General features: G+C 61.0%; 18 protein-coding genes. 10 read left to right on the top strand and 8 right to left on the bottom strand.

Features of this window, described 5'->3' with window-relative positions:
* Positions 1-143: 143 nt before the first annotated feature.
* Positions 144-1,022 (top strand): DMT family transporter, encoded by an 879-nt coding sequence (locus tag LQ249_RS27370; protein ID WP_232566034.1) that lies wholly within the window; start codon positions 144-146, stop codon positions 1,020-1,022.
* A gap of 1 nt (position 1,023) precedes the next feature.
* On the opposite strand, the gene LQ249_RS27365 is transcribed toward LQ249_RS27370, so the two are convergent.
* Positions 1,024-2,358: an MFS transporter gene (locus tag LQ249_RS27365; protein WP_046482183.1), complete on the bottom strand. Its 1,335-nt coding sequence runs from the start codon at positions 2,356-2,358 to the stop codon at positions 1,024-1,026.
* Between the two features lie 210 nt (positions 2,359-2,568).
* On the opposite strand from LQ249_RS27365, the gene quiC reads away from it, so the two are divergent.
* Positions 2,569-4,467 (top strand): 3-dehydroshikimate dehydratase QuiC, encoded by a 1,899-nt coding sequence (gene quiC / locus LQ249_RS27360; RefSeq protein WP_232566033.1) that lies wholly within the window; start codon positions 2,569-2,571, stop codon positions 4,465-4,467.
* 81 nt (positions 4,468-4,548) lie between these two features.
* Positions 4,549-5,214: a TetR/AcrR family transcriptional regulator gene (locus tag LQ249_RS27355; protein ID WP_057005119.1), complete on the top strand. Its 666-nt coding sequence runs from the start codon at positions 4,549-4,551 to the stop codon at positions 5,212-5,214.
* 64 nt (positions 5,215-5,278) lie between these two features.
* Here LQ249_RS27355 and LQ249_RS27350 read toward each other — a convergent pair whose 3' ends face one another.
* Positions 5,279-6,127 (bottom strand): shikimate dehydrogenase, encoded by an 849-nt coding sequence (locus LQ249_RS27350; RefSeq protein WP_046482177.1) that lies wholly within the window; start codon positions 6,125-6,127, stop codon positions 5,279-5,281.
* A 5-nt stretch (positions 6,128-6,132) separates the two neighbouring features.
* Entirely contained in the window at positions 6,133-6,573 is a 441-nt protein-coding gene (gene aroQ, locus LQ249_RS27345; RefSeq protein WP_232566032.1) for a type II 3-dehydroquinate dehydratase, read from the bottom strand.
* Positions 6,574-6,846: 273 nt separating this feature from the next.
* Here aroQ and LQ249_RS27340 point away from each other — a divergent pair, with 273 nt between their 5' ends.
* Together LQ249_RS27340 and LQ249_RS27335 are read left to right on the top strand one after the other, a co-directional pair.
* Positions 6,847-7,275 (top strand): hypothetical protein, encoded by a 429-nt coding sequence (locus LQ249_RS27340; protein ID WP_046381972.1) that lies wholly within the window; start codon positions 6,847-6,849, stop codon positions 7,273-7,275.
* Positions 7,272-7,709, top strand: a complete 438-nt coding sequence (locus LQ249_RS27335) for a DUF2442 domain-containing protein (RefSeq protein ID WP_046381973.1) — start codon at positions 7,272-7,274, stop codon at positions 7,707-7,709. The genes LQ249_RS27340 and LQ249_RS27335 overlap by 4 nt, the downstream gene beginning before the upstream one ends.
* Positions 7,710-7,715: 6 nt before the next feature.
* On the opposite strand, the gene trmA is transcribed toward LQ249_RS27335, so the two are convergent.
* Positions 7,716-8,795, bottom strand: coding sequence for a tRNA (uridine(54)-C5)-methyltransferase TrmA (gene trmA / locus LQ249_RS27330; protein WP_046381974.1), 1,080 nt, complete (start codon positions 8,793-8,795; stop codon positions 7,716-7,718).
* A complete protein-coding gene (locus LQ249_RS27325) occupies positions 8,792-10,087 on the bottom strand; it encodes an NCS2 family permease (RefSeq protein WP_017848284.1) in 1,296 nt (431 codons plus the stop codon). The genes trmA and LQ249_RS27325 overlap by 4 nt, the downstream gene beginning before the upstream one ends.
* A 222-nt stretch (positions 10,088-10,309) precedes the next feature.
* On the opposite strand from LQ249_RS27325, the gene LQ249_RS27320 reads away from it, so the two are divergent.
* Positions 10,310-10,756, top strand: a complete 447-nt coding sequence (locus LQ249_RS27320) for a DUF4879 domain-containing protein (RefSeq protein WP_046482566.1) — start codon at positions 10,310-10,312, stop codon at positions 10,754-10,756.
* A 48-nt stretch (positions 10,757-10,804) separates the two neighbouring features.
* Here LQ249_RS27320 and LQ249_RS27315 read toward each other — a convergent pair whose 3' ends face one another.
* Positions 10,805-12,043, bottom strand: a complete 1,239-nt coding sequence (locus LQ249_RS27315) for an MFS transporter (protein WP_017848282.1) — start codon at positions 12,041-12,043, stop codon at positions 10,805-10,807.
* 317 nt (positions 12,044-12,360) lie between these two features.
* On the opposite strand from LQ249_RS27315, the gene LQ249_RS27310 reads away from it, so the two are divergent.
* Genes LQ249_RS27310 through LQ249_RS27300 form a run of 3 tightly spaced genes read left to right on the top strand, consistent with a single transcriptional unit; the run spans position 12,361 to position 14,989 of the window.
* Positions 12,361-13,800 (top strand): cytochrome ubiquinol oxidase subunit I, encoded by a 1,440-nt coding sequence (locus tag LQ249_RS27310; protein WP_017848281.1) that lies wholly within the window; start codon positions 12,361-12,363, stop codon positions 13,798-13,800.
* A 1-nt stretch (position 13,801) separates the two neighbouring features.
* Positions 13,802-14,809 carry a cytochrome d ubiquinol oxidase subunit II gene (gene cydB / locus LQ249_RS27305; protein ID WP_046381977.1) on the top strand — a complete coding sequence of 336 codons (1,008 nt, stop codon included), beginning with the start codon at positions 13,802-13,804 and terminating at the stop codon, positions 14,807-14,809.
* Positions 14,810-14,821: 12 nt separating this feature from the next.
* Positions 14,822-14,989, top strand: coding sequence for a DUF2474 domain-containing protein (locus tag LQ249_RS27300; protein ID WP_017848279.1), 168 nt, complete (start codon positions 14,822-14,824; stop codon positions 14,987-14,989).
* A gap of 69 nt (positions 14,990-15,058) precedes the next feature.
* Here LQ249_RS27300 and LQ249_RS27295 read toward each other — a convergent pair whose 3' ends face one another.
* Positions 15,059-16,183, bottom strand: a complete 1,125-nt coding sequence (locus tag LQ249_RS27295; RefSeq protein ID WP_177029914.1) for a methyltransferase — start codon at positions 16,181-16,183, stop codon at positions 15,059-15,061.
* Positions 16,184-16,352: 169 nt separating this feature from the next.
* Positions 16,353-17,063, bottom strand: a complete 711-nt coding sequence (locus LQ249_RS27290; protein ID WP_046381979.1) for a helix-turn-helix transcriptional regulator — start codon at positions 17,061-17,063, stop codon at positions 16,353-16,355.
* A 401-nt stretch (positions 17,064-17,464) separates the two neighbouring features.
* Here LQ249_RS27290 and LQ249_RS27285 point away from each other — a divergent pair, with 401 nt between their 5' ends.
* Positions 17,465-18,241, top strand: a complete 777-nt coding sequence (locus tag LQ249_RS27285) for a ferredoxin--NADP reductase (protein ID WP_057005114.1) — start codon at positions 17,465-17,467, stop codon at positions 18,239-18,241.
* Positions 18,242-18,273 lie beyond the last annotated feature (32 nt).

The raw sequence follows: 18,273 nt of genomic DNA, 5'->3' as shown, positions 1-18,273 counted from the left end.
ACGTGCAGCGTTGGACTCGATTGCAGTGATTTAGTGCGCTGTTCGCACTGTGTTTGGTTATGCTCTTGGGGCAGACGCATGCCCGACTGCTAGATTAACGGGTTGAGTACCACCGCGTTCAGCCCGCCACGCAAGAGAATTCAATGACTGTCAGCACCCCACTTTCCGGCGTCAACCATCCCTTCAAAGGCATTCTGCTGATTGTGGTGGCGACTTTTCTGTTCTCCAGCCACGACGCCTTGTCCAAATTCCTGGCCGGGTTCTACCCGATCGTGATGGTGGTGTGGGCGCGTTACCTGGTGCATACCTTGTTGATGGCCGGGATTTTCCTGCCGCAATCGGGCCTGCGCGTGCTGCGCAGCAAACGGCCGGGGATGCAGGTGGTGCGGGCCTTGTGCCTGTTGGGCACCAGCCTGTTTTTTACCGCCGCGCTGCATTACATCCCGCTGGCGGAAGCCACCGCAGTGAACTTCCTCGCACCGATCCTGGTGACGGCGCTGTCGGTGCCCCTGCTCGGTGAACACGTGACGCGTGGCCAATGGCTGGCGGTGATCTGCGGGTTTGTCGGGGTGCTGGTGATCATCCACCCGGGCGGTGAACTGTTCACCCCGGCGGTGCTGCTGCCGCTGTGCTCGGCATTGTTCTTCTGCTTCTACCAACTGCTCACGCGCATCCTCAGCCAATACGACACGCCCACCACCAGTAACTTCTTCGCCGGCCTGTGCAATACCTTGGTGATGAGTGCGATGGTGCCGTTCTTCTGGCAAGTGCCAACCCTGTGGCACAGCGTGTTGATGCTGGCGTTGGGCACCTGCGGGATGACTGCGCACTTGCTGCTGACCCAGGCCTTCCGCTTCGCGGCGCCGGCCTTGCTGGCGCCGTTCGGCTATTGCCAGATCGTGTTTGCGGGCGTGTTGGGCTGGCTGGTGTTTGCGCATACCCCCGACTTGACCACGGTGGTCGGCATCGGGGTGATCTGCATGAGCGGGTTGGCCGCTGCCTGGCAGCAGCGGCGGCGCTGAATCAGGCGTCGACCCTGGGAATCTTGCGCGGTGCCATGAAGTACATCCAGGTCAGCGCGATGAAGTACATCGCCGGGATCAGGGTGAACAGCACGGTGTAGTTGTTGTTCGTCACGGTCAGGATGTGGCCGACAATCTGGGTCATGAACATGCCGCCGATGGCCGCGCACATGCCGCCGAAGCCGAATACCGTACTCATCATGTGCTTGGGCGTGTAGTCCATCACCAGGCTCCAGATGTTGGCGGTCCAGGCCTGGTGTGCGCCAATCGCCAGGGAGATGGCGAACACCGCGACCCACAACTGGCTGGAACCGGCGGCCATGATCACCCCGATGATGCAGCAGGCGAACAGCAGCATCGACAGCAGCCGCGCCTTGATCGAATTCATCCCGCGGCCGATCAGGAACGACGACAGAATCCCACCGCCCACGCTGCCGAAGTCGGCGGTCAGGTAAATGATGATCAGCGGGATACCCATCTGCGTGACGTTGATGCCCAGGTTGTATTGCTGGTTCAAGAACGGCGGCAGCCAGTACAGGTAGAACCAGAACACCGGTGCGGTCAGCGAGTAGGCGATGGCGAAGGCCCAAGTGCCGCGCATGCGCAGGATACGGCTGAAGGGGACGCGGGGCTGTTCCGGTTCGACTTCCCGTTGGATGTAGTCCAGTTCGGACTGCTTAACCGTCGGATGCTCTTCCGGGTTGTAGTACTTCAAGCCCCAGAACAGCAGCCAGATCCCACCGAGTGCCGACATGCACAGGAACGCCGCTTGCCAGCCCCACACATGCAGAATCAACGGCAGCAGCATCGGCGTCATCATCGCGCCGACGTTGGTGCCGGCGTTGAAGATGCCGGTGGCCACTGCGCGCTCGCCGGCAGGGAACCACAGGCGGGTGGTCTTGACGCAGGCCGGGTAGTTGGCGGCCTCGGTCAGCCCGAGGATAAAGCGGCAAACCATGAAGCCGACGGCCGAGGTGGCCAGGCCGTGGGCGCCGGTAGCCACGCTCCACAGCAGCACCGCGCAGAAGAACACGCGCTTGACACCTACGCGGTCGATCAGCCGGCCTTGCAGCACAAAGCCAATCGCGTAGCCGACCTGGAACCAGAAGTTGATGTTGGCGTAGTCCATCGCCGTCCAGCTCATTTCTTTGGCCAGGATCGGTTGCATCACGCCGAGGGCGGCGCGGTCGATGTAGTTGAGTGTGGTCGCGAAGAACACCAGGGCCAGCATGCCCCAGCGAGTTTTACCGACGGCCATTGCACCGCGGATCTTGTCGCCGATGCCGGCGTGCGGGTTGGCCGGGCGCGCAGCCAGGACTGAGTTTTGCGAAGGCATGAGGGTTTACCCGTTTTTGAAATTTTTATGGTGTGTTCTGGGTTTTGTTACGGAATCGATGGTGCGCAGTGGCTAAAAAATCGTCAATTCGCCAATGCCCATTGTGTTCGATAATCGCCCTGAAAACTAACTGGTTCGTACATTTCAATTGCTGCATTAGGCTAGGGGGCGAATAATTTACTGTAAATAACAATTGCCGGGAGTCGCCCCATGCAACGTTCCATCGCCACTGTTTCCTTGAGCGGCACCCTGCCGGAAAAGCTCGAAGCCATTGCTGCCGCCGGGTTTGATGGGGTCGAGATCTTCGAGAACGACCTGTTGTATTACGACGGCAGCCCGCGGGAAGTCAGGCAAATATGCACTGACTTGGGTCTGGCTATCACCTTGTTTCAGCCATTCCGCGACTTTGAAGGCTGCCGCCGCGACCGTCTGACGCGCAACCTGGAGCGCGCCGAGCGTAAATTCGACCTGATGCACGAGCTGGGCACCGACCTGGTGCTGGTGTGCAGCAACGCCTCGGCCGATTGCGTGGGCGATGAACGTATTCTACTCGATGACCTCAGCCTGCTCGCCGAACGCGCCGGCAGCCGTGGCTTGCGCATCGGCTATGAAGCGCTGGCCTGGGGCCGGCATGTGAACACCTGGCAGCAGGTGTGGAACCTGGTGCGTCAGGTCGATCACCCGAGCCTCGGGGTGTTGCTCGACAGCTTCCACACCCTGTCGCTCAAGGGCGACCCGAGCGCCATCGCCGAGATCCCCGGCGACAAGATCTTCTTTGTGCAGATGGCCGATGCACCGATCCTGGCCATGGATGTGCTGGAGTGGAGCCGACACTTCCGTTGCTTCCCCGGCCAAGGCGAATTCGACCTGGCGGGTTTTCTCGCGCCGATCATCAAGAGCGGCTATACCGGGCCGCTGTCCCTGGAAATCTTCAACGACGGCTTCCGCGCCGCGCCAACCCGAGCCAACGCGGCGGACGGCCTGCGCTCGCTGCTCTACCTCGAAGAGAAAACCCGCCAACGCCTGGCGCAGGAACGCCCTGCCGCACCGCTGGATATTCTCTTCGAAACCCCGCCCGCCAGCGAATACGACGGCATCGAGTTCCTTGAGTTTGCCGTGGACGAAGACCTCGGCGCCAAGCTCACCCAATGGCTGGAGCGCCTGGGCTTCGTCAAGGCCGGCCAGCATCGCTCCAAGAGCGTCAGCCTGCTGCGTCAGGGCGATATCAACCTGATCCTCAACTGCGAGCCCTACTCCTTCGCCCACAACTTTTTCGAGGCGCATGGGCCGTCGCTGTGCGCCACCGCGATTCGGGTCAAGGACAGCGCCAAGGCCCTGGAGCGGGCGGTGGCCTACAAGGGCCAGCCGTATCGTGGCCTGGTCGGGCCGAATGAGCTGGAATTGGCGGCGGTGCGCGCGCCGGACGGTAGCCTGATTTACCTGGTGGACCCAAGCGAAGGCGTATACGACACCGATTTCAATCTGCAACCGGCCGCTGCCACCAGCGGCGGGCTTTTGCGCATCGACCACATGGCGATGGCCTTGCCTGCCGACAGCCTCGACAGCTGGGTGCTGTTCTACAAGAGCTTGCTGGATTTCGAGGCCGATGACGAAGTGGTGCTGCCTGATCCGTATGGCCTGGTGAAAAGCCGTGCGCTGCGCAGCCGTTGCAGCTCGATTCGTTTGCCGCTGAATATTTCCGAAAACCGCAATACCGCGATTTCCCACGCGCTGTCGAGCTATCGCGGCTCGGGTGTGCATCACATTGCCTTCGACTGCACGGATATTTTCGCCGAAGTGCGCCGGGCCAAGGAGGCGGGTGTGCCGCTGCTGGATATCCCGCTCAACTACTACGACGACCTGGCGGCGCGCTTTGATTTCGACGACGAGTTCCTCAGCGAGCTGGCGTACTACAACGTGCTGTACGACCGCGACGCCCAGGGCGGTGAGTTGTTTCATGTGTACACCGAGCCGTTCGAAGGGCGGTTTTTCTTCGAGATCATCCAGCGCAAGCATGGCTACGCCGGCTACGGTGCGGCCAATGTGGCGGTGCGTCTGGCGGCGATGGCCAAGTCGCGCAGTGGTGCGGTACGCCAGGCACGGTTGTGACGGCAGGGCCGGTGCTTCCTTCGGGGCGCGCCGCGGCCCATAATCGCGGCCTGCACAATAAAAAACGGCCGTGAGCGCACCATGACCTTGACTCCCGATCTCTCCGCAGTGTCAGACGCACCGCGCAAGAGTCGCAAGAACAACCCGGAAAAGACCCGCGAAAACATACTGCAAGAAGCCATTGTCGAGTTTGTTCAGCAGGGCCTGTCCGGCGCTCGCGTGGATGCGATCGCCGAGCGTATCCACACCTCCAAACGCATGATCTATTACTACTTCGGCAGCAAGGAGCAGTTGTACGTCGAGGTGCTGGAGAAGCTCTACGGCGATATCCGCAACACCGAATCACGCATGAACCTCACGGCCCTGGAACCGCGCGAAGCGATCAGTCGGCTGGTGGAATTCACCTTCGATCACCACGACCGGAACGTGGATTTCGTGCGTATCGTTTGCATCGAAAATATCCACAATGCCGAGTACGTGAAGCGCTCCGATTCAATCAAGGCGATGAACAGCAACATCCTGGATGCGCTGGGCACGACCTTGCGCCGTGGCGCCGAAATGGGGCTGTTCCGCGAGGGGCTGGAGCCGCTGGACGTTCACCTGCTGATCAACTCATTCTGTTTTTATCGCGTATCCAACCGCCATACGTTCAGTGAGATTTTTCAGATCGAACTGTCGGACAAGGCCGTTAAGCAGCGGCATCGACAGATGATTTGCGAGTCGGTGCTGCGTTACCTGCAAACCTGAGGTTGGCGCGGATTCACGGTGGGAGGGGCAAACTCCCTCCCACATTTGGATGCGGTTTCGGCCGTCAGCTCTTCATGCTCTGGAAGTGCGCCAACATCCTGTGTGCATCCGGCACTACGCCACTGAACAATTCGAACGCCTTCACCGCCTGAAATACTGCCATGTTGCCGCCATCCAGAGTGCGGCAACCCAAGGCGCGGGCGTTGCGCAGCAGTTCGGTTTCCAGTGGGAAATACACGATTTCCGCGACCCACAATTGCGCGTGCAGCAAGGCCGGCGGCACGGGCGTGCCGGGCAGTTTGGCCATGCCCATCGGCGTGGTGTTCACTAACCCGTCGGCCTCGGCCATGGCGTTTTCCAGATGGGTGCCGACCTGGGCCCGTCCCGGGCCGAAACAGTGTGCGAGGTTATCCGCCAGGTCCTGGGCACGGCTGGCGTCCACGTCGAAAATGCTCAAGTGCTCAACGCCTTCCGCCAGCAGCGCATGGGCCACCGCCGCGCCTGCGCCGCCGGCACCCATCTGGACCACGCGTCGCCGAACGACATCCTGCAAGTTGCGTCGGAAACCTTCGGCGAACCCCAGGCAGTCGGTGTTATGGCCGATGCGTTTGCCCGCTTTGAACACCACGGTGTTGACCGCCCCAATGCCCCGGGCCTCGTCGGACAATTCATCGAGTAAAGGCAGGATCGCCTGCTTGCACGGGTAGGTAATGTTCAACCCGGTGAAGTTCATCTGCTCGGCGGCCTGCAGCAGGTCGGGCAGGGCATTGATGTCCAGCTGCAGCGGTTCCAGGTCGATCAGGCGATACAGGTAGCGCAGGCCTTGGGCGTCACCTTCCTGTTCATGCAGGGCGGGCGTGCGGGAGGCCTGGATGCCGGCGCCGATCAGGCCGGCGAGGACGCGCGGTTTCATCAGGCTCATCCTTTCACCGTGCGGCTGAAATGTTCCAGGGCCAGGTGATAGCCGTGGCTGCCAAACCCGGCGAGTACCGCCTTGGCGATGGGCGACACGAACGAGTGATGACGAAACGGCTCGCGCGCATGCACGTTGGATAAATGCACCTCGATCACCGGCACTTCACTGGCCACCAGCGCATCGCGAATCGCCACCGAGGTGTGGGTCCAGGCCGCCGGGTTGATCACGATACCGGCGCAACGGGCGCGGGCGCCGTGAATCCAGTCGAGCAATTCGCCTTCGTGGTTGGTTTGGCGAAATTCGATGGTCAGCCCCAGTTGCTCGGCACTGCGGCCACACAGCGTGGCGATGTCGGCCAGGGTTTCATGGCCATAGGTGGCGGGCTCACGGGTGCCGAGCAGGTTGAGGTTGGGGCCGTTGAGCACCAGCACGATGGGCGGCATAAGGGGATCTCCACAGTTATTGTTCGTTGTGCGGATAAAATGTACTGAATGGTTAATTTGGTCAATCGATGGCGGTAGATGTGTTCGATTATCGAACCGTTAATCAGTGAGACCGGGCATTTCCAGGTGCTGCCATGAGTCGTTACAAGACCGTATTCGACGGTTTGCCCGCTGTTACTACGCTGTGAAAAACGCCCTGATCAAGGAGCCGGTTGTCGGGTGATGTATGGAAAAGTGTTACCCGGCGGAAAATAACCTAACGGATGGGTTACGATGAAAGTAGGCACTTACAAAGGACATGTGATTGCGGTGTTTCTCAGGGATGAGCATTGCCCGCCTCACGTGCATGTCAGGGGAAAGCAATGGGATGCGCGTTTTCGTTTCAGCTTTCTGGATGGGCGAGTGGAGCTTTGGGATGTAGACCCCGAACGGCGGCGGCCACCCCCCGGGATTCTGGAGGGCATTCGCCAGACGTTGATGCAGCGACACGTCCTGGCTCGTGTACGAAGGATCTGGTGGGAAAAACTGCAAACGGTTTGCCTGGAGAACCATTCCTGGGATTGGGACGCCGACGAGGTGGTGCCGGGGTTGATCATTCGGCGTGGCGTCTATGTGATTGCAAACGCCCGACACGATGTGGCGGGGCAGCGAACCCTTTTGAATCTGGTCAGGGCGCCAGATTGTGTGGAGATTGATCTATGAAAATCGTAAAAGCCAAAACCTTGCCCGATGTACCGATCACTGAGGCCGATATCGATAAGGCCATAGTGCGGGGGCGCAAACTGAAGCGTGTGTACGCCAATGCCTGCTCGGTGCGTTACGAGGATGACTGCATCTCCATCGGCTTCAGCGATGGCAGTCGCATCATGTTGCCGGTGGCCGGTCTTCCGGAGTTCGAAGGGTTTTCCGCGCAGGACTTCGAGCAATTGGAGGTCGGCTTTGGCGGCAAGGCGCTGTGCTGTGAAGCCCGCGACCTGCATGTTTCCATCACCGGCCTGATTGCGACCAGCCAGCCCTTGATGGATCTGGCCGTGAGCCTGGTGGCGTCGCACAACGGCCGTAAAAGCAGCGCGGCCAAATCCGCCGCCGCCCGAGCCAATGGCAAGAAGGGCGGTCGGCCGCGCAAGGAACCGTAAGGGAGGTTATCGACGGGTCAACAGCACCCCGGACTCCATATGGTGCGTCCATGGGAACTGGTCGAACATCGCGCATTGGGTAATCCGGTGCGTGTCATGCAGTTGCGCAATGTTCGCCGCCAGGGTTTCCGGGTTGCAGGAGATGTAGAGGATGTTGTCGAAGCGCCGGGTCAGTTCGCAGGTGTCCGGGTCCATGCCGGCGCGCGGCGGGTCGACGAAGACGCTGCCGAATTCGTAGCTTTTCAGGTCGATGCCGTGCAGGCGTCGGAACGGGCGCACGTCGTTCAGCGCTTCGGTGAGTTCTTCGGCGGAGAGGCGCACCAGGGTGACGTTATCCACTGCGTTTTCATCGAGGTTGCTCAAGGCTGCGTTCACCGAGGTCTTGCTGATTTCGGTGGCGAGCACGTTGCGCACGCGGGTGGCCAGCGGCAGGGTGAAGTTGCCGTTGCCGCAGTACAGCTCCAGCAGATCGTCCGGGCGATCGCCAAGTGCGTCGTATGCCCAGTTGAGCATCTTCTGGTTCACCGTGCCGTTGGGCTGGGTGAAGGCGCCTTCGGGTTGGCGATAGCTGAAGGTGCGGCCACCGACGTCGAGTTTTTCCACCACGTAGTCATGGCCGATCACATCGCGTTTGCCCTTGGAGCGGCCGATGATGCTCACGTTCAAGTCGGCGGCCAACTGGTTCGCGGCGGTGTGCCAGTGCTCGTCCAGCGGGCGGTGATAGCACAGGGTGATCATCGCGTCGCCGGCCAGGGTGGTCAGGAACTCCACCTGGAACAGCTTGTGGCTCAGGGCGGCGCTGGCTTGCCAGGCGGCCTTGAGCTGCGGCATCAACTGGTTGATGCGCTGGCTGGCGATGGGGAACTCGTCGATCAGGATCGGCGTGCGCTTGTCGTCCTGGGAGAACATTGCGTAGTGGCGTTCCCCCGCTTCGCGCCACAGGCGGAATTCCGCGCGCAGGCGGAAGTTCTGCAGGGGCGAGTCGAAGACCTGAGGCTGTGGTGCGTCGAACGGTGCCAGCAGGTCACGCAAGCGCGTGACCTTGTCTTGCAGTTGAACGGTGTAGCTTGCGGCGTCAAAAGTCATGCGTTGAACCAGCCCAGCTTGATCACAAACAGAATCGACAGAATCACCAGCGCCGGGTTCAGCTCACGGTAGCGGCCCGAAAGCAGCTTGATGGCGGTCCAGGCGATGAAACCGAAGGCGATGCCGTTGGCGATGGAGTAAGTGAAGGGCATCGCCAGGGCGGTGATCACCACCGGCGCTGCAACAGTGATGTCATCCCAGTCGATTTCCGCCAGGCCCGAGGTCATCAGCACGGCCACGAACAGCAACGCCGGTGCAGTGGCGAAGGCCGGTACGCTGGAGGCCAGTGGCGAGAAGAACAGCGCCAGCAGGAACAGGATCGCGACCACGACCGCGGTCAAACCGGTGCGGCCACCGGCACTCACGCCCGCGGCGGATTCGATGTAGCTGGTGGTGGTCGAGGTGCCCAGCAGCGAACCGGCCATGGCGGCGGTGCTGTCGGCGATCAGCGCACGGCCCATTTTCGGCATGTGGCCATCCTTGTCCATCAACCCGGCGCGCTTGGCCACGCCGATCAGGGTGCCGGAGTTGTCGAACAGGTCGACGAACAGGAACGCGAAGATCACGCTGACCAGGCCGATGTCCAGCGCGCCCTTGATATCCAGCTGCAGGAAGGTCGGGGCCAGGGACGGTGGCATCGAGGTCACGCCGCCGAACGGGGTCACGCCGAGCAGAATGGAGACAATGGTCACCGCCAGGATGCCGATCAGCACCGCGCCGCGTACCGCCAGGGCTTCCAGCGCGACGATCAGCGCGAAACCGAGGGCGGCGAGGATCGGTGCCGGTTGTTTCAGGTCGCCCAGGCCGACCATGGTGGCCGAGTTGCTCACCACGATCCCGGCGTTGTGCAGGGCGATCAGCGCCAGGAACAGGCCGATACCGGCAGCAATCGCCGAGCGCAGGGGCAGGGGGATGCTGTTGATGATCCATTCACGGATGCGGAAGATCGACAGCATGAAGAACAGCACCGCCGAAATGAACACCGCCCCCAGCGCCACTTGCCAGGTATGGCCCATGTGCAGGACCACGGTGTAGGTAAAGAAGGCATTGAGGCCCATGCCCGGCGCCAGCGCGATCGGGTAGTTGGCGATCAAGCCCATCACGGTCGAACCGATGGCCGCTGCCAGGCAGGTGGCGACGAACACTGCGCCCTTGTCCATGCCGGTTTCGCCGAGGATGCTCGGGTTCACGAACAAAATGTAGGCCATGGCCAGGAATGTCGTGATGCCCGCGAGGATCTCGGTTCGCACGTTCGTGTTGTGTGCTTTGAGTTGAAACAGCTTTTCCAGCATGCCTGCTCCCTGTGACGCTATGTTGCGTCGTTATTTGTTGACCTCTAAGTCAAAGCACAAATTGCGCCAAGCGCCTGTGGTTTCAGAGAGGATCGGAAAAAGCGGCGCATCATACCAGCAGCCGAGGCCGTGTGGCGCACGGGCTTGGCTTTGTGGCGCATGGCTGTGAATCATGGCCTTGAGGCATACTGCGCCGATGTTTAATTCAGGGTCATCGACAGCATGAAAAAAGCCAACCGGTGGAGTCTAGCTCTGATCGCTTGTATCAGCGCGTGGTTAGGCGCGGCACCGGCGTGGGGCGCGACTGCACCGGCCTTGAGCGAGGTGCGGGTGTTCAAGGTCGAGTCGGCCGGGTGTGTGGAAACGATTCCGGAGCGCTCCCAGAGCACACAGATGTGTACGCACCGTGGGCCCACCCAGGTGTCGGTGATGGAGGTTGGCCTGGGCAACAACCCGATGGGTCGCTTCAATGGCGCAGTACTCAACGGGCAACGCACCGCGGTGTGCCAGGTCGGCAACGTCAGCCAGGCCTGCAATGGCGCGGGCACGTTGATGGGCTACATCTATGTGTTCGACCTGAACGTCGAAGCCCAAGGCTGGTTCGAATACAGCAACACGTCGATCAACGCGCCGCGAAATACCTTGAATACCCAGCTCAATATCCGCTGATCAATGGCCCTGAACGTCACGGATATCCGCACCGGCTGGTGGTGAGGTTCAGCCCTTGGCTTCGTCCAGCGGCACATGCATGCGGTCGCGGTGAGCCAGGGTCGGGAACAGTTTGATCCACGTCCCGGTCACCACCAACGTGCCGATCCCGCCCATGACCACGGCGGGCACGGTGCCGAACCAGTGGGCGGTGATCCCGGATTCGAACTCGCCCAGTTGATTCGACGCGCCGATAAACAGGCCGTTGACCGCACTGACCCGCCCGCGCATGTCGTCCGGGGTTTCCAATTGCACGAAGGATGCGCGGATCACCATGCTGATCATGTCGGCGGCGCCCAGCACCACCAGCACCGCCAGGGAAAACCAGAACGAGGTGGACAGGCCGAAAGCGATGGTCGCCACCCCGAACACCCCGACGGCGGTAAACATCACACGGCCCACGTGTCGGTCGACCGAGAAGCGCGCCAACCACAACGACATCAACAGCGCGCCCACCGCCGGGGCCGAACGCAGCAGGCCCAGGCCCCAGGCGCCGGTCAGCAGGATGTCCTTGGCGAACACCGGCAGCAACGCGGTGGCACCGCCGAGCAGCACGGCGAACAGGTCGAGGGAAATCGCCCCGAGGATGTCCGGGCGGCTGCGGATAAAGCGAATCCCGGCCAGCAGCGAGTCCATCGTGGCCTTGGCCTTGTTCAGCGGCGTCTGGCGCGCGGGCAGGTTGAGGGTCAGCGTGCAGGCAATGAGGTACAGCACCACGGTCGGGCCATACACCCACACGCTGCCGAACGCATAGAGCAAACCGCCGAGGGCCGGGGCGACGATGGTTGCCAGTTGCTGGGCCGATTGCGACGAGGCCACGGCGCGCGGGAACAGCGTGCTGGGCACGATGCTCGGGAGCAGCGCTTGGGTGGTGGGCATTTCAAAGGAGCGCGCGGCGCCGAGCAGGAAGGCGAGGATAAAGATCATCTCGCGGGTCACATTGCCGGTCAGGCCGCCAATGGCCAGGGACACGGCAATCAGCGCCTGCACGGTCTGACAGATAGCCGCCACCTTGCGCCGATCATAGCGGTCGGCCACATGCCCGGTGTGCAGCATGAACAGCACGCGGGGAACGAATTCCACCAGGCCGACCAGGCCAAGGTCCAGCACGTTGCCGGTCAGTTGATAGAGGTTCCAGCCGATGGCCACGGTGAGCATTTGGAAGCCGCTGGCGGTGAAGATCCGCGCCAGCCAGAACGCGATGAAAGGGCGGTGGTGACGCAACAGCAACGCGGGTTCATTGGGCATCGGGAGTTCGGGCCAGCGCGGTAGGGAAACCCGAGATTAGCATCAAGCTGTAACAAACAGTTGCAGAAACTGCGCTGAGGCAAGCTGTCACGCGGCAAAAGACCACACAGGCCAATTACCAAAATGGGACTACTCTTTTGACTGTGATTGATCCAGATCAAAGCTATTTCAGGATTTGTTCTGGCGGCCGCAAGGCCTGACTCCCTACGTGGTTGGTAAAAAAAGAAACGAATTGAAATTCGCCACACTCCATATCCGTGGGGGCAGTGGATGCGGCCTCCAGCCAGCATTCGGTATTACCTGACAGAGGAAGACTTATGTTCGGTTTGGAGGCGCTAGATCTCGCCCGAATTCAGTTCGCGTTTACTATCTCGTTCCACATCCTGTTCCCGGCGATCACCATCGGCCTGGCGAGTTACCTTGCGGTGCTGGAAGGCTTGTGGCTCAAGACCCATAACGATACCTACCGTGACCTCTACCATTTCTGGTCGAAGGTCTTTGCCGTCAACTTCGGCATGGGTGTGGTCTCCGGCTTGGTCATGGCGTACCAGTTCGGCACTAACTGGAGCCGCTTCTCGGACTTCGCCGGCTCCGTCACCGGGCCGCTGCTGACGTATGAAGTGCTCACGGCCTTCTTCCTCGAGGCCGGTTTCCTCGGCGTGATGCTGTTCGGCTGGAACAAGGTGGGGCGCAAGCTGCACTTCTTCGCGACCGTGATGGTGGCCGTAGGCACGCTGATTTCGACCTTCTGGATTCTCGCCTCCAACAGTTGGATGCAGACTCCCCAGGGCTTTGAAATCATCGACGGCCGCGTGATCCCCACGGACTGGCTGGCCGTGATCTTCAACCCCTCGTTCCCCTACCGCCTGATGCACATGGCCACGGCGGCGTTTGTGGCGACGGCGTTCTTCGTCGGTTCTTCGGCGGCCTGGCATTTGCTGCGTGGCAAGGACAACCCGGCGATCCGCAAGATGCTGTCGATGGCCATGTGGATGGCGCTGATCGTCGCGCCGATCCAGGCAGTGATCGGTGACTTCCACGGCCTCAACACCCTGCAGCACCAGCCGGCGAAAATCGCCGCGATCGAAGGCCACTGGGAAAACATCGGCAACGAGCCGACGCCGCTGATCCTGTTCGGCTGGCCCGACATGAAGGCGGAAAAAACCAAGTACGCGGTGGAAATCCCCTACCTCGGCAGCCTGATCCTGACCCACTCCCTGGACAAACAGGTACCGGCGCTCAAGGAGTTCCCGCCTGAGGACCGCCCCAACTCGACCATCGTGTTCTGGTCGTTCCGGGTCATGGTCGGCCTGGGTTTCCTGATGATCTTCACCGGCCTGTTCAGCCTTTGGCTGCGTCGGGGCGGCAAGATGTATACGTCCCGGCCGTTCCTGTACCTGGCGTTGTGGATGGGCCCATCCGGCTTGATCGCGATTCTCGCCGGTTGGTTCACCACCGAGATCGGCCGCCAGCCGTGGGTGGTCTACGGGCTGATGCGGACTGCGGATGCGTCCTCCGGGCATAGCCTGGCGCAGATGAGCATCACCCTGGTGCTGTTCGTGGTGGTGTACTTCGCGCTGTTCGGCGCCGGTTTGGGCTACATGATGCGCCTGGTGCGCAAAGGCCCGGTGGCCCACGACGGCATCGAGCCAACCCACGGTGGCCCAGGCCAGAAACGCACACCGGCGCGGCCGTTGTCGGCGGCCGATGACGGCAGCGATGACGATCACGTCGACCTCCAGCATAAGGGGCATTGAGATGGGTATTGATCTTCCGCTGATCTGGGCCGTGATCATCATCTTCGGCATCATGATGTACGTGGTCATGGACGGTTTCGACCTGGGCATCGGCATCCTCTTTCCGTTCATCCCCGGCAAGACCGACCGTGACGTGATGATGAACACCGTCGCCCCGGTCTGGGACGGTAACGAAACCTGGCTGGTACTGGGCGGCGCGGCATTGTTCGGCGCGTTCCCGCTGGCCTATTCGGTGGTGCTGTCGGCGTTGTACCTGCCGCTGATGCTGATGCTGATCGGGCTGATCTTTCGCGGCGTGGCCTTTGAATTCCGCTTCAAGGCCAAGGACCACAAGCGTCACCTGTGGGACAAGGCGTTCATCGGCGGGTCGCTGGCGGCCACGTTCTTCCAGGGCGTCGCGTTGGGTGCGTTCATCGACGGCATCCCGGTGGTCGATCGCCAGTTTGCCGGTGGCTCACTGGATTGGGCGACGCCGTTCACGATGTTCTGCGGCGTGGCGCTGATCGTGGCCTACGCGTTGCTCGGTTGCACCTGGCTGATCATGAAGACCGAAGGCAAGTTGCAGGAGCAGATGCACGACCTGGCGCGGCCATTGGCCTTCGTGGTGTTGGCGGTGATCGGTATCGTGAGTATCTGGACGCCGCTGTCGCACCCGGAAATCGCCTCGCGCTGGTTCACCCTGCCGAACCTGTTCTGGTTCCTGCCGGTGCCGATCCTGGTGCTGGTGACCATGTACGGGCTGATCCGTGCCGTGGCGCGCAACGCGCACTACACGCCGTTTCTGCTGACGCTGGTGCTGATCTTCCTCGGCTACAGCGGCCTGGGGATCAGCCTGTGGCCGAACATCATCCCGCCGTCGGTATCGATCTGGGACGCTGCCGCGCCGCCGCAAAGCCAGGGCTTCATGCTGGTGGGCACGTTGTTCATCATCCCGTTCATCCTGGGCTACACCTTCTGGAGCTACTACGTGTTCCGCGGCAAGGTCACCCATGAAGACGGTTATCACTAGGAGGGTCGTTTCATGTCCGGCAAACCTTCGTTGCACGAGATTGAACAGGCTGAGAAGCAACCGCTGTGGCGGCGCCTTGGTTGGTTGGCGATGATCTGGAGCGGCAGCGTGCTGGCCCTGTTCATCGTGGCCAGCCTGATGCGCCTGTTCATGAGCGCGGCCGGCCTGACCACGCACTGACATCCCATCCCGTTGCCTTGCGGCACGGTTTTTTGACCCTGCCCCTCTTTGGAGGGGCGGGGTCTTTTTTTATTTGCGCGCTTTGAGAATGACGAATTTGGGCGTGGCGGCCACTTGCTCGACGCCCCGGAACAGCCGCGCCAACTTGCTGTGATAACCCAGGTGACGGTTGCCGACTATATAAAGGGCACCGCCGACCACCAACGCTTCGCGCGCCTGCTGGAACATGCGCCAGGCGAGGAAGTCGCCGACCACCTGTTGCTGGTGGAACGGTGGATTGCACAGCACCACATCCAACGATTGCGGTGCCTGCCCGGCCAGGCCATCGTCGGCGCGGACGATGACCTCGCGATCACCCAGGGCCGCTTGCCAGTTCTCGGCGGCCGATTGCACGGCCATGTAGGACTCGTCCACCAAGGTGTAATGCGCGTCCGGGTTCAGCAGGGCGCTGGCAATCGCCAGTACGCCATTGCCGCAACCCAGGTCGGCGACTCGCGCACTGCCAAGGCCCGTGGGCAAGTGTGGCAGGAAGGCGCGGGTGCCGATGTCCAGGCTTTCGCGGCAGAACACGTTGGCGTGGTTGAGCAGGGCGATGGCTGGAGTGTCCAAGGCGTAACGGGTGGGGTAGGGCGAGACGGCGGCCGGGCGCTCCCCAACGGTGGCGATCAACAGCCGCGCCTTTTTGATCGCGAGGGACGCGTGCATCGGCCCGATGTACTGCTCCAGCAATTCACCGGCGGCCCGTGGCAGATGCTTGACCATCGCTGCGGCGATAACTTCAGCGTCCGGCGCCAGTTGGCCCTGCAGGCGGATCAACTGTTCTTCGAGCAGCGCCAGGGTTTTCGGCACGCGGATCAGCACCCGGTCGAATGGCCCGACAGGCACTTGGCTGGCGGGGATGAACGACACCGCATCGAACGCCTTGCCGTTGCGCAGCAGGTTTTTTTCCAGGCCTTGGGCGGCGAGAAACGAGTCGCCGCTGGATGTCACCTGCACATGGCCCTCAAGGCTGGCGGCCAATGCGCCAAAGCTATCGTTAAGCACCAGCACGCGAGTTGCGGCGTTCGGTTGCTGTTCGGCCAGGTAGCTGAGCAGATACTCGTCGGCGGCGTCGAAGGCCTGCAGCGGATCATTGTGCTGCTCGGGTTGGCGGATCAGATCGAGCTGGGCGAACGGGCTTTCGAGCAGGGGCATGGCGGGGGAGGCTCTGGGTAATCGATGGGTGTTCGGCAGGCGCTGTGGCGGCCGGCGGAACCGTCTGAGTGAACTGCGAGGCGGCACCGAGGGGCTGCGTCAACACTCAGAGTTGGCCGTAAATGTTACTTTTTTTTTGGAGTGATTACATGCGGTGTTTCAAAGCGGGTTAAAACAAGCCTGCTTTCGAGGCACAGAGCACCGCAGCGATTTTGTTATTGACGCCCATTTTAGTGAAGATGCTTTTGAGATGAAAACCAATGGTGCGTTCCGACAGGCACAGTATGGCGGCGATATCGGCAGCCGTTTTGCCCAGGGCTGACCATTTGAGGATTTCTGTCTCCCGTGGTGTCAATTTGCAGGCCGAAGGCGCGTTGGGCTTGTCGGCATATTTCTGTGCGACCACCGCATGCATCGCATGACAGAGCCACAATACCTGGCCGGCCTTTTCGTACAGCTCTTCCGGGCTGACCTCGCCCTTGCTGCGTCCCAGAGTCAGCATGCTGAACACACCCTGGAAATCGTGGACCGCCTGGGTCCATCCAAGATGCACGCCAGAGGACCGGGCCAGTTCCCACAAATTCGGCGCGGCGCCGAACACTTTTTCCTCCCAGACAATCGGTAGTACGCAACGTTTGCAGTGGGTGACAACCGGGTCTACGTCGAAAAAGTGGGCCTGGTCGTACAGGGAGTTCCATTCATTTGGGTAGTTGTTGAGGCAAATCGGTTTGCATGGGTGTGTGGGTCGTTGTGAACTCATCGTGAAGGAACAGAATTGGAAGCCAAGCTCGTAGGTTTTGTTGATGACCATTTCAAATACACTGGTGATCTTGTCCTCGCCTTCCAGTTTAGGGAGTCGTGTATTGCGCCAGTTGACCATCGGAAGCTCTCCATGGAATTCTTTGTGACTTGGGTACGTCCTGGCCCCCAATGTTGCACGCAAATTAGTGTAGGACACGGACTACACTTGCAGCGGAAATTTTCGTTCTTGTTCGTCGTGTTCTAAGACTCTTTAAGCAGGTGTGCAACTTCCGTCCGCAACTTTTTGCGAAGGTTTGCCCTTTTTTAGTGGGTTTTAGCGTCTGTAATGCGTCACTGACAATCGCACTATGGGGCGATGTTGTGATGTGTCTTGGACTAATAGCCAAATGTTTAGTAGTGCAATTAAATAGCCATCAACTTGTGGTTTTTTTTGCTCTATTCACAATGCCACTACCGACTGCGGGTGTTTCCGCACGTGACTTTGGGGGACACTAGGGCACCTGTAGAACGGAGCTCCCCATGACGGCCAGTGCTGAGAAATTTACCCGCCAGACCCTGCTCGACGTGCAATCGCTGACCCCCAGCCTCTTCACCCTGCGCACCACCCGTGACCCGGGCTTTCGGTTCACCGCCGGCCAGTTCGTGCGCCTGGGGGTGACCAAGGCCGATGGCAGCACGGTATGGCGCGCGTACTCCGTGGTGTCGTCGCCGTTTGATGAGTACCTGGATTTTTTCTCGATCGTGGTGCCCGGTGGCGAGTTCACCAGCGAGCTGAGCCGTCTGCGCGTCGGTGATACGTTGATGGTCGAGCGTCAGGCCACAGGCTTCCTGACCCTGAACCGGTTTGTCGACGGTCGTGACTTATGGTTGCTGGGCACTGGCACCGGAGTGGCGCCGTTCCTGTCGATCCTGCAGGACTTCGAGGTCTGGGAAAAATTCGAGCGCATCATCCTCGTGTACAGCGCCCGGGAAGCCAGGGAGCTGGCCTATCAGTCGCTGATCCAGGGGCTGGCGCAGCGTGAGTACCTGGCCGAGTACGCCCACAAGCTGACCTATCTGCCGCTGGTCACCCGCGAGCAGTACCCTGGTGCGCTGCACGGGCGCATTACTACCCTGATCGAGAATGGCGAGCTGGAGCGCGCAGCCGGCGTCGCGCTGACCCCAGAGCATTCGCGCGTGATGATTTGCGGCAACCCGCAGATGATCGACGACACCCGTCAGTTGCTCAAACAACGCGATATGCAATTGAGCCTGTCCCGGCGCCCCGGCCAGGTGGCGGTGGAGAACTACTGGTAACAAAAAAGGCGCCCCTAGAGGCGCCTTCGTTC

This window comes from Pseudomonas sp. 7-41 (assembly GCF_021233075.1).
In the GTDB taxonomy this organism is placed as follows: Bacteria; Pseudomonadota; Gammaproteobacteria; order Pseudomonadales; family Pseudomonadaceae; genus Aquipseudomonas; species Aquipseudomonas veronii.
The sequence above is the reverse complement of the archived record's forward strand: the minus strand, read 5'-3'. Positions and strand labels throughout refer to the sequence as shown.

What these genes read in the sequence shown, in the direction of transcription:
- LQ249_RS27370 (WP_232566034.1), top strand. Translation starts at nt 144, where the DNA reads ATGACTGTCAGCACCCCACTTTCCGGCGTCAACCATCCCTTCAAAGGC.
- LQ249_RS27365 (WP_046482183.1), bottom strand. Translation starts at nt 2,358, where the DNA reads ATGCCTTCGCAAAACTCAGTCCTGGCTGCGCGCCCGGCCAACCCGCAC.
- quiC (WP_232566033.1), top strand. Translation starts at nt 2,569, where the DNA reads ATGCAACGTTCCATCGCCACTGTTTCCTTGAGCGGCACCCTGCCGGAA.
- LQ249_RS27355 (WP_057005119.1), top strand. Translation starts at nt 4,549, where the DNA reads ATGACCTTGACTCCCGATCTCTCCGCAGTGTCAGACGCACCGCGCAAG.
- LQ249_RS27350 (WP_046482177.1), bottom strand. Translation starts at nt 6,127, where the DNA reads ATGAAACCGCGCGTCCTCGCCGGCCTGATCGGCGCCGGCATCCAGGCC.
- aroQ (WP_232566032.1), bottom strand. Translation starts at nt 6,573, where the DNA reads ATGCCGCCCATCGTGCTGGTGCTCAACGGCCCCAACCTCAACCTGCTC.
- LQ249_RS27340 (WP_046381972.1), top strand. Translation starts at nt 6,847, where the DNA reads ATGAAAGTAGGCACTTACAAAGGACATGTGATTGCGGTGTTTCTCAGG.
- LQ249_RS27335 (WP_046381973.1), top strand. Translation starts at nt 7,272, where the DNA reads ATGAAAATCGTAAAAGCCAAAACCTTGCCCGATGTACCGATCACTGAG.
- trmA (WP_046381974.1), bottom strand. Translation starts at nt 8,795, where the DNA reads ATGACTTTTGACGCCGCAAGCTACACCGTTCAACTGCAAGACAAGGTC.
- LQ249_RS27325 (WP_017848284.1), bottom strand. Translation starts at nt 10,087, where the DNA reads ATGCTGGAAAAGCTGTTTCAACTCAAAGCACACAACACGAACGTGCGA.
- LQ249_RS27320 (WP_046482566.1), top strand. Translation starts at nt 10,310, where the DNA reads ATGAAAAAAGCCAACCGGTGGAGTCTAGCTCTGATCGCTTGTATCAGC.
- LQ249_RS27315 (WP_017848282.1), bottom strand. Translation starts at nt 12,043, where the DNA reads ATGCCCAATGAACCCGCGTTGCTGTTGCGTCACCACCGCCCTTTCATC.
- LQ249_RS27310 (WP_017848281.1), top strand. Translation starts at nt 12,361, where the DNA reads ATGTTCGGTTTGGAGGCGCTAGATCTCGCCCGAATTCAGTTCGCGTTT.
- cydB (WP_046381977.1), top strand. Translation starts at nt 13,802, where the DNA reads ATGGGTATTGATCTTCCGCTGATCTGGGCCGTGATCATCATCTTCGGC.
- LQ249_RS27300 (WP_017848279.1), top strand. Translation starts at nt 14,822, where the DNA reads ATGTCCGGCAAACCTTCGTTGCACGAGATTGAACAGGCTGAGAAGCAA.
- LQ249_RS27295 (WP_177029914.1), bottom strand. Translation starts at nt 16,183, where the DNA reads ATGCCCCTGCTCGAAAGCCCGTTCGCCCAGCTCGATCTGATCCGCCAA.
- LQ249_RS27290 (WP_046381979.1), bottom strand. Translation starts at nt 17,063, where the DNA reads ATGGTCAACTGGCGCAATACACGACTCCCTAAACTGGAAGGCGAGGAC.
- LQ249_RS27285 (WP_057005114.1), top strand. Translation starts at nt 17,465, where the DNA reads ATGACGGCCAGTGCTGAGAAATTTACCCGCCAGACCCTGCTCGACGTG.